Source organism: Amycolatopsis sp. NPDC114478 (assembly GCF_055633805.1).
Genome location: NZ_JBVKDO010000003.1, coordinates 524,957 through 538,710 on the forward strand (window position 1 = coordinate 524,957; position 13,754 = coordinate 538,710).

At 69.9% G+C, this 13,754-nt stretch carries 16 protein-coding genes and 3 tRNA genes; 5 read left to right on the forward strand and 14 right to left on the reverse strand.

Annotated elements, in window-relative coordinates; genetic code table 11:
- The first annotated feature begins 23 nt into the window (after nucleotides 1-23).
- Nucleotides 24-2,336: a sensor domain-containing protein gene (locus ACZ7OH_RS11500; protein ID WP_470280715.1), complete on the forward strand. Its 2,313-nt coding sequence runs from the start codon at nucleotides 24-26 to the stop codon at nucleotides 2,334-2,336.
- On the opposite strand, the gene ACZ7OH_RS11505 is transcribed toward ACZ7OH_RS11500, so the two are convergent.
- From ACZ7OH_RS11505 to ACZ7OH_RS11520, 4 genes are all read right to left on the reverse strand, one after another.
- Nucleotides 2,330-3,115: an arylamine N-acetyltransferase family protein gene (locus tag ACZ7OH_RS11505; RefSeq protein ID WP_470280716.1), complete on the reverse strand. Its 786-nt coding sequence runs from the start codon at nucleotides 3,113-3,115 to the stop codon at nucleotides 2,330-2,332. The genes ACZ7OH_RS11500 and ACZ7OH_RS11505 overlap by 7 nt on opposite strands.
- 34 nt (nucleotides 3,116-3,149) lie before the next feature.
- Nucleotides 3,150-3,500: a YciI family protein gene (locus ACZ7OH_RS11510; RefSeq protein ID WP_470280717.1), complete on the reverse strand. Its 351-nt coding sequence runs from the start codon at nucleotides 3,498-3,500 to the stop codon at nucleotides 3,150-3,152.
- Nucleotides 3,501-3,594: 94 nt separating this feature from the next.
- On the reverse strand, nucleotides 3,595-4,737 hold the full coding sequence (locus ACZ7OH_RS11515) for a cytochrome P450 family protein (RefSeq protein WP_470280718.1): 1,143 nt from the start codon (nucleotides 4,735-4,737) through the stop codon (nucleotides 3,595-3,597).
- A 2-nt stretch (nucleotides 4,738-4,739) separates the two neighbouring features.
- A complete protein-coding gene (locus tag ACZ7OH_RS11520; protein ID WP_470280719.1) occupies nucleotides 4,740-5,309 on the reverse strand; it encodes a class I SAM-dependent methyltransferase in 570 nt (189 codons plus the stop codon).
- Nucleotides 5,310-5,368: 59 nt separating this feature from the next.
- Between ACZ7OH_RS11520 and ACZ7OH_RS11525 the strand changes: the two genes are divergently transcribed.
- Entirely contained in the window at nucleotides 5,369-5,752 is a 384-nt protein-coding gene (locus tag ACZ7OH_RS11525; protein ID WP_470280720.1) for a hypothetical protein, read from the forward strand.
- 34 nt (nucleotides 5,753-5,786) lie between these two features.
- On the opposite strand, the gene ACZ7OH_RS11530 is transcribed toward ACZ7OH_RS11525, so the two are convergent.
- The 4 genes from ACZ7OH_RS11530 to ACZ7OH_RS11545 all read right to left on the reverse strand — a co-directional run bounded on the left by ACZ7OH_RS11530 (nucleotide 5,787) and on the right by ACZ7OH_RS11545 (nucleotide 7,396).
- The gene (locus tag ACZ7OH_RS11530) at nucleotides 5,787-5,939 is read right to left on the reverse strand and encodes a putative Ig domain-containing protein (RefSeq protein ID WP_470280721.1); all 153 of its coding nucleotides are present in this window, start codon (nucleotides 5,937-5,939) and stop codon (nucleotides 5,787-5,789) included.
- Between the two features lie 30 nt (nucleotides 5,940-5,969).
- Nucleotides 5,970-6,164, reverse strand: coding sequence for a hypothetical protein (locus ACZ7OH_RS11535; protein WP_470280722.1), 195 nt, complete (start codon nucleotides 6,162-6,164; stop codon nucleotides 5,970-5,972).
- Between the two features lie 209 nt (nucleotides 6,165-6,373).
- Entirely contained in the window at nucleotides 6,374-7,039 is a 666-nt protein-coding gene (locus ACZ7OH_RS11540) for an NAD(P)-dependent oxidoreductase (RefSeq protein ID WP_470280723.1), read from the reverse strand.
- Nucleotides 7,040-7,177: 138 nt separating this feature from the next.
- Nucleotides 7,178-7,396, reverse strand: a complete 219-nt coding sequence (locus ACZ7OH_RS11545) for a hypothetical protein (RefSeq protein ID WP_470280877.1) — start codon at nucleotides 7,394-7,396, stop codon at nucleotides 7,178-7,180.
- Between the two features lie 265 nt (nucleotides 7,397-7,661).
- Between ACZ7OH_RS11545 and ACZ7OH_RS11550 the strand changes: the two genes are divergently transcribed.
- Entirely contained in the window at nucleotides 7,662-8,051 is a 390-nt protein-coding gene (locus ACZ7OH_RS11550; protein ID WP_470280724.1) for a winged helix-turn-helix transcriptional regulator, read from the forward strand.
- A gap of 188 nt (nucleotides 8,052-8,239) precedes the next feature.
- On the opposite strand, the gene ACZ7OH_RS11555 is transcribed toward ACZ7OH_RS11550, so the two are convergent.
- The 5 genes from ACZ7OH_RS11555 to ACZ7OH_RS11575 all read right to left on the reverse strand — a co-directional run bounded on the left by ACZ7OH_RS11555 (nucleotide 8,240) and on the right by ACZ7OH_RS11575 (nucleotide 9,808).
- A tRNA-Phe gene (locus tag ACZ7OH_RS11555) sits at nucleotides 8,240-8,313 on the reverse strand.
- 31 nt (nucleotides 8,314-8,344) lie between these two features.
- Nucleotides 8,345-8,418: transfer RNA gene (locus ACZ7OH_RS11560), tRNA-Asp, on the reverse strand.
- Nucleotides 8,419-8,440: 22 nt separating this feature from the next.
- Nucleotides 8,441-8,513: transfer RNA gene (locus ACZ7OH_RS11565), tRNA-Glu, on the reverse strand.
- A 99-nt stretch (nucleotides 8,514-8,612) separates the two neighbouring features.
- On the reverse strand, nucleotides 8,613-9,401 hold the full coding sequence (locus tag ACZ7OH_RS11570) for an SCO6745 family protein (RefSeq protein WP_470280725.1): 789 nt from the start codon (nucleotides 9,399-9,401) through the stop codon (nucleotides 8,613-8,615).
- Nucleotides 9,402-9,553: 152 nt separating this feature from the next.
- On the reverse strand, nucleotides 9,554-9,808 hold the full coding sequence (locus ACZ7OH_RS11575) for a hypothetical protein (RefSeq protein WP_086683067.1): 255 nt from the start codon (nucleotides 9,806-9,808) through the stop codon (nucleotides 9,554-9,556).
- 1,354 nt (nucleotides 9,809-11,162) lie between these two features.
- On the opposite strand from ACZ7OH_RS11575, the gene ACZ7OH_RS11580 reads away from it, so the two are divergent.
- On the forward strand, nucleotides 11,163-11,597 hold the full coding sequence (locus ACZ7OH_RS11580) for a hypothetical protein (RefSeq protein ID WP_400901208.1): 435 nt from the start codon (nucleotides 11,163-11,165) through the stop codon (nucleotides 11,595-11,597).
- Between the two features lie 174 nt (nucleotides 11,598-11,771).
- On the opposite strand, the gene ACZ7OH_RS11585 is transcribed toward ACZ7OH_RS11580, so the two are convergent.
- Nucleotides 11,772-11,975, reverse strand: coding sequence for a cold-shock protein (locus ACZ7OH_RS11585; protein WP_003097368.1), 204 nt, complete (start codon nucleotides 11,973-11,975; stop codon nucleotides 11,772-11,774).
- A gap of 456 nt (nucleotides 11,976-12,431) precedes the next feature.
- On the opposite strand from ACZ7OH_RS11585, the gene ACZ7OH_RS11590 reads away from it, so the two are divergent.
- Entirely contained in the window at nucleotides 12,432-13,643 is a 1,212-nt protein-coding gene (locus tag ACZ7OH_RS11590) for a L,D-transpeptidase (protein WP_470280726.1), read from the forward strand.
- Nucleotides 13,644-13,754 lie beyond the last annotated feature (111 nt).

Below are 13,754 nucleotides of genomic sequence, written 5' to 3' on the forward strand. Positions count from 1 at the left end.
GACTGCCGGGGGGACGGACGCTCATGCAGGCAGACTCCCTCGCCGAACTGGTCGAGCTGAGTCCGGACGCGATCTGCGTCCACGAGAACGGCGTCCTGACCTACGCGAACCGCGCCGCCCTCGAGACGTTCGCGGCGCGCTCGGCCGACGAGGTGGTCGGCCGCCGGTTCACCGACTTCGTCGCCGAGGAGTCGCGGGCGGCCGTGGTGGAGAAGCTGACGCGGCTGACCGAGCCGGGGCAGGCGAGCGAGCCGGTGGAAGCGCTGATGTCCCGGCTGGACGGCAGCAAGTTCGCCGTGGAAGCGGTGTCAGTGCGCCTCGGCGGCCGGCTCGCCTACCAGGTCGTCATGCGGGACATCACGGCGAAGAAGGCGGCCGCGGACGCCCTGCGCTACCAGGCCGCGCTCGTCTCGCACGTCAGCGACGCGCTGATCGCGACCACCGGCGACGGCGTCGTGACCAGCTGGAACCCGGCCGCCGAGGCGGTGTACGGCTGGACCGCGGCCGAAGCCGTCGGACGGCGGGCCGGCGAGCTGGTCGGCGCGCCGCTGGACCTGCGCGGCGGCGGGGTCACCGAAGCGGTGCACCGGCGGCGGGACGGGGCACCCCTGGCGGTCCGCGTTTCGGCAGCTGAGATGAACGACGGATACGTGCTCGTCTGCGCGGACGAAACCGCGCGGCGGCGGGCCGAGCAGAATTACCGCACGGTCGTCGCGTCGCTCGACGAAGGCGTGCTGGTGATGGGGCCGACCGGGCTCATCGAGGCCGCGAACCCGGCCGCGTGCCGGATCATCGGCGTCGCCGAGGCCGACCTGATCGGCGTCCCGTGCCACACGCTCGTGCTGTTCACCGAGGACGGGCACTGGATCCCGCCGGACGAGACGCCGTCGGTGCGGACGCGGCGGACCGGCGTCACGCACAACGGCCTGGTGGTGCGGCTGCGCCGGCCCGACGGCCGCGACGTCTGGGTGTCGCTGACCTCGCGGCTGCTCAACCCCGACGACCCGGCGGCGCTGGCCGTGGTGACGTCGTTCACCGACATCACCGAGACCCGCGCGATCAGCGCGCAGCTCGCGCACGACGCCACCCACGACCCGCTGACCCGGCTCGGCAACCGGACCCTGGTGCTCGACCGGCTCGCCGCCGACCGGCGCGGCGCGGTCACCGTGCTGTTCCTCGACCTGGACAAGTTCAAGGTCATCAACGACTCGCTCGGGCACTCGGTCGGCGACCAGGTGCTGCGGATCGTCGGCGAGCGCCTGCGGCGCTGCTCCGGGCGCGACGACCTGGTCGGGCGGCTCGGCGGCGACGAGTTCGTCGTCGTCACCGGCGAGGTCACCGACCCCGGCGAAGTGCGGGCGCTGGCCGAGCACCTGCGGGCCGCGCTGGCCGAGCCGATCGGTGTGCTCGGCCGTCAGCTGCACCTCGACGCGAGCATCGGCGTCGTGCTCGTCGGGACCGCGGACCGCCGCAGCGCCGAGGACCTGCTGCGCGACGCCGACGTGGCGATGTACCAGGCCAAGACGCTCGGGCGCGGCCGGCACCACTTCTTCGACGTCGGCCTGCGCGAGCGGATGCAGCGGCGGCTGCGGATGGAGCAGGACCTGCGCGACGCGGTGCACGACGGCCAGCTCTGGCCCGCCTACCAGCCGGTCGTCGACCTGCGGACCGGCGAGATGGTCGCGGTCGAGGCGCTGCTGCGCTGGACGCACCCCCGCCACGGCGCGATCTCGCCCGCGGAGTTCATCCCGCTGGCCGAGGAGAGCGACCTGATCAACGTGATCGGCAAGGAGATGCTCCGCGCGACGACCCGCGAGCTCGCCACGCGGCGCGGCGAGCAGGGCCTGGATCTCACGCTGAAGGTCAACCTGTCGACGCGCCAGCTCGACGACCCGCACCTGGTGCCCGCGGTGCAGGACGCGCTGGCCAGCACCGGGCTGCCGGCCGCCGCGCTCTGCCTGGAGGTCACCGAAAGCGCGTTGATGCGCGACCAGGAAGCGGCCGCGGAAGTGCTGGCGTCCCTGCGTTCCCTCGGCGTGCTGCTGGCGATCGACGACTTCGGCACCGGCTATTCGTCACTCGCGCAGCTGCGGCGGCTGACGCTGGACACGCTCAAGATCGACCGGTCGTTCATCACCGGGATCGCGGAGTCGCGGGACGCCGAGGCGATCGTCACGAGCATCATCGCGATGGCGCACGCGGTGGACCTGACGGTGATCGCCGAGGGCGTCGAATCCGCGGAGCAGCTGGAGCTGCTCCGCACGCTGGGGTGCGACCAGGCCCAGGGCTACCACCTCGGCCGCCCGGTGGCGGCGGCCGAGCTGTTCGGTCAGTAGACCCGCTTGAGCCTGCTCAGCTCGTCCGGCGTCAGTTCGATGCCGAAGTCCTTGAGGGTGGCGTCGAGCTCCTCGGGGTCGATCGTGGTGGTTTCGCTGCTGCCGTTGGGCTTTTCGACGGTGAGTTCGCGGCCGAGCAGCTTGCGGCTGACGCCGGGTTCGAGCGTCATGATCACCAGCCGGCCGGTGAACGGCGACTTCGGGTGCGTCGAGGTGTAGTGGTGGTAGACCTCGTAGTCGATCGGGTGCATGCCGTCGAGCCGGAAGTCGAGCAGGTCCTCGTCGCCCTTCTTCAGCGTCCACCAGCCGTTCTTCTCGGTGAGCCGGTGCGACCAGCCGGCCTGGTCGGTTTCCTGGCCGTCGACGAGCGGCATCGGGGCGAGGATCCCGGCGCCGAACCCGACGTCGGCGTGGAAGCGTTTTCCGTCGGCTTCGGCGACGAGCGTCATGTGCGTGTAGGGCCCCGGCCGCCGCGGCTGGACGCGCGCGGCGAGCCGGTGGACGCGGTAGCCGAGCTGCTCGAGGACGGCGGCGAAGAGGCCGCTCTGCTCGTAGCAGTAGCCGCCCCGCCGCCGTCCGACGAGCTTCGCGTGCACGACGTCGAGCGAAATCCCTTGGTGCTGCCCGAGAACGACGTCGACGTTCTCGAACGGGATGGCCTGGACGTGGGCGCGCACCAGGTCGGTGAGCGCTTCTTCGGACGGCGGCCGCCGTCGCTGCCCGACCCGCGTCAGGTAGGCGTCCAGGTCGACGGCATCGGTGCCCCACTCGGTGCTCATGGGGTTCAGCGTGCACCCTCGACCTTGATCGAGGTCAACCCTCGTGGACGATCTTGCGCACCTCGACGGCGGTGTACTGGGCGTCCGGGATCATCGCGGCGAGCTCGACGGCGCGTTCCTCGGTCTCGACGTCGACGATGTAGTACCCGCAGAAGAAGGCTTCGGTCTCGATGAAGGCGCCGTCCTGGACGTCGGTGGACCCGTCCTTGACCCGCACGGTCTTGGTCTCCGACGGCTCGGCCAGGGCCTTGGTCCCGACCATTTCGCCGGTGTCGGTGATGAGCTTGGTGAAGTCGCCGTGGCCTTCGTAGACGGCGTTCTTCTGGTCGTCGGTGAGGGTGTCCCAGAGGGTCGGGTTCATGTGGAGGGTCAGGAGGTATCGCATGTCGGCTCCCCGGCGTGGGTGGCGGCCCCGGGTGGGCTGCCTTTCGCCGGGTGGTCGGGGCGGGACTTCCGGACCGGACACGGCGGTTTCGGGTTCACTCGTTCGGCCTAACGGGCAGGCTGGTCAGCCCGCGGATCCGGATCCCTTCGCGCCAGGCGACGTCGTCCGCCGCCAGGCTGAGCCGGGGGAACCGCCGCAGCAGCCGCGTGAGCGCGACCTGCGCTTCCAGCCGCGCGAGGGGCGCGCCGACGCAGTGGTGGATGCCGTGCCCGAAGGCGATGTGCCCGGCCGGGTCGCGGGCCAGGTCCAGCCGGTCGGCCGCGTCGAACCGGGCCGGGTCCCGGTTGGCCGCCCCGACCGCGACCTGCACGAACTCGTCCGCCGCGATGGCGACCCCGCCGAGCTCCAGGGGTTCGCCCGCGTAGCGCAGGGTCGCGAAGCCGACCGGCCCGTCGTAGCGGAGGAGCTCTTCGACGGCGGCGGGCACTCGCGTCAGGTCCGCGCACAGCGCGTCGAACTGGCCGGGGTTGCGCAGCAGGGCGTACACGCCGTTGCCGATGAGGTTGACAGTGGTCTCATAGCCGGCGAAGAGCAGCAGGAAGGCCGTGGCGACGAGCTCGCGCTCGCTGAGCCGGTCTTGCTCGTCACGCGCTTGCACCAGGCTCGAGAGGAGGTCCTCGCCGGGGTTCTCGCGCTTGCGCCGGACGAGGTCGACGAGGAACTCCTTGAGGTGCCGCACCTGCGCGGGCGCCGCGGTCCCCGCCCCGAAGCCTGCGGTGCGGCGCCGGAACTCGACGCGGTCCCCGGGTGCGACGCCGAGCAGTTCGCCGATCACGGTGGCGGGCAGCGGAACGGCGAACTCCTCGATGAGGTCGAATGGATCGCCGGTGAGCGCGTCGAGCAGCGCGTCGGTGATCTCTTCGACCCGCGGCCGCAGCGCTTCGACGGCCCGGGCGGTGAACGCCTGGTTGACGAGCTTCCGCAGCCGGGTGTGGTCAGGCGGATCGGCGTCGAGCATGTGCGTGCTCGCGGTCGCGGCGATTCCCGCCCACCGGGCGTTGGCCCCGGCTTTCCGCAGCCGCGGATCGGCGAGCGCGGCCCGCGCCTCGGCGTAGCCGGTGACGACCCAGCCGATCTTCCCGTTGGGGAACCGGACGCGGTGCACGCTGCCGTGTTCGCTCCACCGGCGGTAGTGCCGGTGCGGGTCGGCGAAGAAAGCGCTGTCGAGTTCGATCACGGTCAGCTCGTGATCAGGTAGCGGTCGTCGTCGATTTCCTTGCCCCACAAGGCAGGATCGTCGAGCGTCCGGACTTCGGCGTCCCCGCGGTGCGCCTGCACGAGGGCCAGGCAGTCGTCCCGGGTGAGCCCCGCCCCGGTGAACCAGCGCCCCTCGACGAGGACGAGCCGGCCCCGGGGGCCGAGCAGCCGCACCCACTTCTCCAGGGCGGCCCCGGGATCGGCCATGGCCCAGAGGACGTGCCGCCCGAGGACGACGTCGTAGCTGCCCGCCGAGCAGGGCGGATCGGCGGCGTCCCCGAGCCGGAAGTCAACGGTCCCCCCGGCTTTTTCCCTGGCGACGTCGAGCATCGCGGTCGAGGAGTCGACACCGCAGACGTCGTGACCGGCCTCGGCGAGGAGAAGGGAGAGGCTCCCAGTCCCGCACCCGAGGTCGACGACTTTGCTTTCGGCGCCGGGCATGAGCGGGAGGAGAAGGTCGGCCCAGGCCTGGCGGACGGCGGGGTCTTTGAGGCCGTGGTCGGGCTGCTCGTCGAAGAACGCGGCTTCGGCGTCCCAGGGGTTCGGCGTCACACTAGCTCTTTCGCGGCCGGCCATACCCGCATTCTCGCCGGATCCGCTAGTACTTGGCCATGGCGTACGTCAGGTTCCAGAGCACCGAGCCCAACCCCGACGGGCGGCACCCCGGTTTCTTCGGGTTGATCAACAACCTCAGCCGGTCCGGAAGGCTGACCCCGGCGCAGGAGGAGTTCCGCCAGGCCAACCACGCCTGGTACGAAGCGCACTACACGAACCCGTCCGAGGTCGACCCGGCCGTCTACGACCCCGCGGTCAACCCGGGCGCGACCGCCTGGTTCAAGGAATCGGCCGATGAGCTCGTCGCCCGGGCCGACGGCTACCTCGAAATCCTGGACGCCCACGGCATCGGCTGCACCAGGCTGGTGGCGCGTGAGGCGCCGGGTCGGGTCGTCTACGAGGACGCCGACCAGATCGTCGTCGTTCCGCACCGGAGCTGAGCCCGAACACAAAACCGCTCCGACCTGTCCACGGCTAAGGGTTGATGGTCCAGCGGAACGAGGTGGTGGCGGTCCGCTGATCGATGACGTCCTTCACCGTCCCGTTGACGGTGTAGTCACCGGCCGCTGTCGACGTGCCGCTGATCTTCCCGTAGGACGTGTACGTCAGACCCGGCGGCAGGCCCACGATGGTCCAGTCACAAATGTAGTTCTGGTGCTAGCAATAAAGCTGGACCGGAGTGACCGGGACGCCGGCGGTGCCCGTCTGGGGGCCGGGATTGCTGGCCGTAAGAGGCGGCTTCGGATCGGCCGGCCCGACGACGGCTGCGGCCTCCTGAGTGACCGCCACCAACCCGCCGGACGACAGCACCAAGGCTGCCACGAATGTCAGCGATCGCTGCAACCGGCGCATTTCCCCTCCTGGATTCCGAGCTCCGCCAACGGCAACCAGCCGCTGATCGGCAACGTACCGAGGGTAAAGATCAGGATCGCCCCGCGACGTCTCTCATCGTGCGACCACGCCTTCGTCGATCCGCCCCCAGCTCAACGGTGAGGAGCACCGGGCGTCGAGGCGAAGGGTTCCTGTTGATACGGGGACCAGCCGCGGCTTGGCGGGCGGGGTCAGCCGCGGGTGTTCCAGACCAGGGGCGCTTTGCGGATCCATGCGTCGTCCTCGATCGTCTGGACGAGGAACTGGGCGAGGTCGGCGCGGTTGATCCGTGCGCCGGGCATTTCGGTGCCGGCCTCGGCGGCCCGTACGGGGCCACCGGCGGGTTTGTCGGTCAGGGTGACGGCACGGGCCAGGGTCCAGTCGATGCCGGACGAGGCGCGGATGACCTGGTCGACGCCGGTGTGGTCCTCGAAGCCCGCCTTGATGTTCGACAGCTTGATGAACGCCTTCACCAGCGGGTTGAGCCGGGCCCAGTCGTCGCCCGCGCCCTGCGTGGACGTCAGCACGATGCGGCGGATGCCCTGCTCGCCCATGACGGTAAGAGTGTGGCGGGCGGCGTCGGTCATGAACGTCGGCGGGCTGACCGGCTTGGCCCACGGGTTGTCGGAAGCGCGGCCGTTGTTCAGCACGCTGATCACGGCCTCGGTGCCTTTGGCTGCCCGGCGGATGTCGTCGATGTCGGCAGCGGTTCCCTGGATCAGTTCGACGCCGGCGGGCGCCTGCACCTTGCCGGGATTGCGGAGCAGGGCGCGGACGTGGTGGCCGCGCTGGGCCGCGTACTCCAGCACGTGAGCGCCGGTGCGGCCGCTGCCGCCGAAGACCAGGAGGTTACTCATGGGGGCCAAAATGCCTTTCGAGGAGTTCAGGGGGTGGATCAGGCGCGCTCGGGGACCGCGCAGCCGTCCGGTCCGCAGACCGGGGCATCGCCGGCGGGGGTGAGGGGGTGGCTGTCGTCAGACGCCTTGCGCAGCAGTTCAAGGAAGCTGTCGCTGTCCTGGGCGCCGGCGGTAGCGGCGGTCGGTGAGGGCCTGGTGGGTCTGCTCGCGGTCCAGGCCGAGCTCGTCGGAGAGCCCCTGGAGGTCGTCCAGGGAGAAGACCGGCTCCGCCTTGCCGAAGTAGGTGGCGAAGATCGCGTCCCAGGCCTCGCGGTTCTTGCCCTGGGCGCCGGCGTGGGCGAGGAACTCGTGCGCCAGGTCGGTGTTGCCGACTTGTTGTCCAGCACCTGATAGGGGATCAGACCTTCGCTCTCGGCGAGCTTGTCGCCCTCGGGGAAGCTGTCCGCGTGCTCGAACCGCGCGCGGTCACCTCCGACCAGATGTCCACCTTCATCACGCACCTCCATTTCTTACAATTTGTGCGTAACGCCATGATGGACCAGCATGGAAGGCGATACAAAAGGCACACCGGTGTGCGTGCCGGAGAGGAATGTGCGTAATGGAGACGGCCAACGGAGCACAGGTGCCGGCACGAGCGGCGGCGATCGGGCCGTGCGCGGCCATCCCCGCCGAGCACATGGCGTTCATCCGCCAGACCCTCGACCGCGTCGGCGACAAGTGGAGCCTGCTGCTCATCGCGGTCCTGGAGTCCGGGCCGCTGCGCTACACCGAACTGCAACGGCAGGTCCCCGGCATTTCCCAGCGCATGCTCAGCCTCACCCTTCGCCAGCTCCAGCAGGACGGCCTGATCACCCGCACCGCCTACGCCGAGGTCCCTCCCCGCGTGGAGTACACCCTCGCCCCGCTGGGCCGCGGCCTGCACGAGATCGTCACCTCGCTGATCGGCTGGGCCGCCGACCACCACGACGAGATCCGTGCCAATCGCGAGCGCGCCGCAACGGCCGGACCATGACCGCCGACGGCCGCACCCTGCACTCTGCGGCCGCACCAGCAAGCCTCCACGGGAGGGCCGGGGATGTGGTGAGAGCCAGCAGGTCAAGCCAGGTGACCGGCGCGAGTGTCAACAGCGGCCACGGCCAAGATCGGCCCCAGACACAAGAAAGCCGCCTTGACCTAAGTCAAGACGGCTTCTTCGAACGGTGGCCAGGGCCGGGGTCGAACCGGCGACCTTCCGCTTTTCAGGCGGACGCTCGTACCAACTGAGCTACCTGGCCGGGAACGCCGGCAAGGAGCCGAACGATCTTGCGACCCTGACGGGACTCGAACCCGCGACCTTCGCCGTGACAGGGCGACGCGCTAACCAACTGCGCCACAGGGCCTTGCGTTTACTACAGTACTGCGTACTCCCAACGGGATTCGAACCCGCGTTGCCGCCTTGAAAGGGCGGAGTCCTAGGCCGCTGGACGATGGGAGCCCGGCCGGTTTCGGGTGACCGACCGACCGCGCTCTCAGGTCCCCCCGGGAGCGATTACAAGCATAGGGCACGTCGCCACCGGTTTGCACCGGGGGTTCCTTAAGCTTCCGACGAACCCACGACCTGCGCAAACAGCTCCGCCAGCCGTCGATCGAGCTCCCCCTGCTCCGGCTCGGTCAACGTCGGTGACACGAGTTCGCCGATCCGGTCGTCCGTGAGGGACTCGGCGCGGTGCCAGCGGTCGAGCAGATCGGGCTTGCGCCCGGCCGCCGCGACGAGCTCATCGGCAGCCTCCGCCGGCCACGCCGTGCGCAGCAGCCGCTCGCGGCCGCCCTCCGGGTCGGCGACCACCGCTTCCGGCACCGTCAGCCCGACCGCCCGCAGCGCCGCGAAGTGCAGGCCGCCGCGCAGCTCCCGGACGAGCATCAGGGCGAACCCGAGCCGTTCGACGTCTCCCGCCGGACGCTCGGCGTTCTGCCAGCCGGCGAACAGCGCGAGCCCGCTGGCGTCGGCGGCGTCGGCGACGCGGAACAGCAGCTCCGCCAGACGGCCGGGCTCCGATACGGCCGAAAGGTTGACGCGCGACCACCGAGCCGATGACTCCGCGTAGGCACGGACGGACGCGGACGCGTCCAAGGCCGCCATCGCGGGCGGCAAGACGAACTCGAAGAGCCAATGCGGAAAGATCCCGAACAGCTCCGCGGCCACCTTCGGCGGCACGTCCCCGAGCACGGCCGAGCGCCCCCGCAGGTAGAGCGAACGCGGCGGCAGCCCGACCTCCGCCTCGACCGCCGCCAGCTCCGGCGACGTCATGAACTTGCCGCCCAGCACCTGCACGACCGGCCGGATCCGGCTGGCCAGTCCCGCCGCGCCCTCGATGGTCGTCATGTCCGTCCCCTTTCGACGCGGCAAACGTAACACTGTTACGAAACCTGCGTCAAGGAACGTCGTCGACCTCGCGAATCACTCACCGAAAATGGCGACAACCAGCAGGAACATCACCGGACAGGCCCAGCGGAAACCCCGCCGGGCCCCCGGCCTCAGCGCTGGACCGGCGCTTGCCCGTCCTCGTCCAGGTTCAAGCCCAGCATCTCCAGCAGCTGCACGCAGTCCTCGACCCCCAATGCGCCGTTCGCCACGGCCAGCCTGGCTCGCCGGACCTGATCGTCCGACACCCGCTGCGCATCCGCGGCACCGCTCCGCTGAGCCGGCAACCCCCCGGCGAACGGAGCACTCCCCCCATCGGCACCTTCGTACCGAAGGAGGAACTGCCGTACTTCAACAGACCCGCTCATAGCCCCTCCACACGGCTCACAACAACTTGGCCGCGAGGCTAACCAGCGCCGGCCACCACACACAGCCCCCCGGAGAGTGAACCTGAGGCCACGCTCCGCTCAACGCAGCGCAATCGGCACAGAGGGAGAAGGAGACCACCCGAACGACTGTCACCTGGCGCGGAAGTGACACCGCACGCGGAAATTTCCCGCTCTCCACTCGCCCAGAAGGGGAACTCGTGCAACAATCGAGGTGCTGACACACCCCCGGTCAGCGCCTGTGGAGATCCCCTCCGACCCCCGCGTTCCTCCCCCTGGCGCGGGGGTCCTCCATTTCTCGGGCCTGCTCGGGCTTCGCCCTTCGCCTGCCCGATTCATTCCCGTGTGCTGACCCGGGGGGGCCGAGCCCCCCGGACCCCCCACGGTGCGTCTCTTACGGCTTTTCGGGGTGCCTGGGTTCTCGCCTCGGGCGCTGCGCGCCCTGGCGATCTCTGCCGTAGCTGCTGCTCTCCCCTTGCGCCTTTCTCCTGCAGTGCTCCGGGTGCCCTTGCGGCCTGGCTTCGCGCGCCCCTCCTGCCGCATCCCCGCACTCCTTGCGGCGCACCTCTTCGCACCCCTTCTGCCGCACCCGGGCGCCCTTACGTCTGCCTCTCGTCACACCGCGGCGACCGTTACCGGCCTGCCTCATTTCGCCCGTTGCCCGCTGGGCCCCCTCCCCGCGTTCTTCGCCGTCGCGTCACGGCGGCCTTGCACCTCATCTCGCCGCGACTCTCCAGCCCGCGCTCCCGCTGGTGCGCCTATGTGCCCAATCCGCTCGTCGCCGGCCGGCACACCCTGGCTAGCCTCTGCCCCGCCAGAGCGCCCTTGCATCCATCGCCCTCTCCTTGGCCCCCTCTGCGCCGCCGGCTTAGCCCCCGCCGCCCCGCCGGCGCCGCCTTCCGTCCGCCCTCTCCCCTTGCCCCTCCTGCGCCGCCCACCGCGCTTCTCGTCGGGCCGCGCACTTTCGGGCGCCCCGCCGGGACCTCCCGACCTCCGCCTCGCCTCCTGGCGCCCGGCGGTCGACCGCTGCGTTCCCGCCGCTCGCCACCTCAGCCCGCTTCCCACCTCGGCAGCCGTGCGTCTCGGCGTCCGCCCTTTCCCCTCCGGCGCGCCGTACCGTCCGCTCGCCGCCTCGTCCCCGCGTTCCCCTCAGCCACCGCTTACCCAGCCGACCAGCGGCCCTCTCGTGATCGACTCGTTGCGTTAGAGCCCTGTTGCGCTGCGCAAACTTTGGCTACTCCGTTCGGGTAACCGCTGGGCTGATCGGGGCGACCGTTCGGCGTGTTGTGGCTCACAGTGGTTTGTGTGGTGAGACCTAACCGTTATCGTGGCTGGCGTGCCTCTTCCCTCCCTTGGCCGCTTGAGCAGCCGGACGAACCTCAAAGCCGCGTCCTCCGGACGCCATCGTGGTGCCGCGAAGCCTGCGGATGATGGCGTTGTCGAGGACAAGGAACTCACCTCTTACCTCGCAGCACTGGCGCCCGATGCCGACAACGAGAGCACTGGCTCCGGCAAGCGCTTCGGCGAAGCTCAGGTCATCCAGCTCCGGATGAGCCTCATCGCCAACCAGCAGCTGAAGGACATCGCCGCCGAGCGGGACATCTCGCCCCAGGCGCTCGCTCAGGAATGGATCCTCGAGCGGCTAAACTGGGAGGGCCAGGCCTCGTCGCTGCAGGACCAGCGGCAGCAGGCCGGCGACCTCAGCGACCTCACCGACGAGTTCCACTTCCCCGCCGACGCCTTCGACGCGCCGGCCCTCGGGCGCCGCTGACACGAACACGAGAAAGGGCCCCCGGCGATGAATCGCCGGGGGCCCTTCGCTCAGGCCTTTGAAAACGCAGAGGGCCTGGGAGGCTTATTCAGCTGTCTCCCGTCGCGTGACTTTCGTGCGGACCTGCGGTCTGCGGTAAGGGGGCGGCGGGCCGAGCGGAACAAACCCCGGTTGTCAGATCGCGCGGACCTTCTGGGCCTGCGGACCCTTCTGACCCTGGCCGACCTCGAACTCCACCCGCTGGTTCTCCTCGAGGGTGCGGAAGCCGCGGCCCTCGATCTCCGAGTAGTGAACGAACACGTCGCCTTCGCCGCCGTCCTGCGCGATGAAGCCGAAGCCCTTCTCCGCGTTGAACCACTTCACAGTGCCTTGCGCCACCGCTGTACTCCTCGTTACACAGATCCGCTTCGAATGCCACCGAAGCGGCACCCCGACCGTCCCGGGCGGTTCCAACGAGTCGAGTCAAGAGCGTGTCGGCTCCATGGCTCGCGTCAGAAGTTCCGCGAGTGTGAAGCCACTAACACGCAAAACGACGGCCTGAGAGCAGACTACCGGGATCTGGCCAAAGTTGAACCCCGTGATCGAGGCGAAAAACGCCTGTCCGGGCCAAGGTCACCGGAACGTCGTAGGGCTCCCACCACGTTCTGCCGGGCCCACCGGATAGTCTTGCGCAGCACAGCGACACCGTGATCACCGGATACGGCTCGGAGTCGCCCGTGCCCCCTCGGTGAAAGCCCTCCCGGACAACTGTGACCTTCGTCACGCGACTCTTGCTCAACGTCGCCGGTCCGCGGGACGTCTCGATGGGGGGAAGCACCAAAGGGGCAAAGGGGAATGGGTGTGACGGTGAGGACTTCCACGCGGCGCCGGGGCGCGGCTGTGGCACTGGGTTTGGTCGCCGTGCTGGCGTTGGGGGCGTGCAGCAGCGAACCGACGGTGTCGGCGAGCGGGACTTCGGGCGGGGGCCCGACGTCGGCGCCCGCGCCCACCGCGCAGCCGGCGAAGCTGACGGTGACGCCCGCGGGCGGCGCCCAGGACGTGGCGCCGGGCGAACCGGTCGGCGTGCAGGTCGCCGACGGCACGATCGTCTCGGTCACGCTGACGAACCCGGACGGCAAGCAGGTCCAGGGCCAGACGTCGGCGGACAAGAAGAGCTGGAACACCACCGAGCAGCTCGGCTACGGCAAGACCTACACCTGGTCCGGCCAGGTCAGCGGCTCCGACGGCAAGAACGCGCCGATCGGCGGCGCGTTCACCACGGTGAAGCCGAAGCGGCAGATGTCGGCCAGCCTGAACGTCGGCGACGGGCAGACGTACGGCATCGCGATGCCGATCGCGCTGTCCTTCCCGAGCCGCGTGACCGACAAGGCGTCGGTCGAGAAGGCGCTGTCGGTCGAGACCACGCCGAAGACCGAGGGCTCGTGGGGCTGGACGGACGGCGACACCTCGGTGCACTGGCGGCCCAAGGAGTACTACAAGCCGGGCACCACGGTGAAGGTCAACGCCAAGATCTACGGCGTCAAGGTCGGCGAAGGCGTCTACGGCAAGCAGGACGTCTCGGCCAGCTTCACCATCGGCCGCTCGCAGATCGTCAAGGGCGACACCACGCAGCACTCGATGCAGGTGATCCGCGACGGCCAGCAGATCGCCGACTACCCGGTGAGCTACGGCCTCGACTCCGACCCGGGCCGCGTCACGCACAGCGGCACGCACGTCGTGATGGGCAAGCAGGCGACGTACGCGATGAGCAACCCGAAGTACCACTACGAGAACGTCGTGGTGCCGTGGGCGGTCCGGATCTCCAACAACGGCGAGTTCATCCACGGCCTGGCCGCGTCGGTCTGGGCGCAGGGCAAGAAGAACATCTCGCACGGCTGCCTCAACCTGTCGCCGGCGCGGGCCAAGGAGTACTACGACGGCGTGCTCACCGGCGACCCGGTCGAGATCACCGGCAGCACCCAGACGCTGAGCGCCAAGGACGGCGACTACAGCGACTGGACGTACGACTGGGCGAGCTGGCAGAAGCTGTCCGCGCTCGCGGGCTGAGACCACCGAGGAACACCGGGCGGCCGGGAAGTCCAGCGCGGACTTCCCGGCCGTTCGCGTTTTCCGCGGAAAGTCGGTGCAACCCCGGCGATCACCCACCGCATGACTACG

Excerpts from the sequence above, each read along its gene's own strand:
- ACZ7OH_RS11505 (WP_470280716.1), bottom strand. The coding sequence starts at position 3,115 with ATGAGCACCGAGTGGGGCACCGATGCCGTCGACCTGGACGCCTACCTG.
- ACZ7OH_RS11500 (WP_470280715.1), top strand. The coding sequence starts at position 24 with ATGCAGGCAGACTCCCTCGCCGAACTGGTCGAGCTGAGTCCGGACGCG.
- ACZ7OH_RS11535 (WP_470280722.1), bottom strand. The coding sequence starts at position 6,164 with ATGCGCCGGTTGCAGCGATCGCTGACATTCGTGGCAGCCTTGGTGCTG.
- ACZ7OH_RS11525 (WP_470280720.1), top strand. The coding sequence starts at position 5,369 with ATGGCGTACGTCAGGTTCCAGAGCACCGAGCCCAACCCCGACGGGCGG.
- ACZ7OH_RS11590 (WP_470280726.1), top strand. The coding sequence starts at position 12,432 with ATGGGTGTGACGGTGAGGACTTCCACGCGGCGCCGGGGCGCGGCTGTG.
- ACZ7OH_RS11510 (WP_470280717.1), bottom strand. The coding sequence starts at position 3,500 with ATGCGATACCTCCTGACCCTCCACATGAACCCGACCCTCTGGGACACC.
- ACZ7OH_RS11575 (WP_086683067.1), bottom strand. The coding sequence starts at position 9,808 with ATGAGCGGGTCTGTTGAAGTACGGCAGTTCCTCCTTCGGTACGAAGGT.
- ACZ7OH_RS11570 (WP_470280725.1), bottom strand. The coding sequence starts at position 9,401 with ATGACGACCATCGAGGGCGCGGCGGGACTGGCCAGCCGGATCCGGCCG.
- ACZ7OH_RS11540 (WP_470280723.1), bottom strand. The coding sequence starts at position 7,039 with ATGAGTAACCTCCTGGTCTTCGGCGGCAGCGGCCGCACCGGCGCTCAC.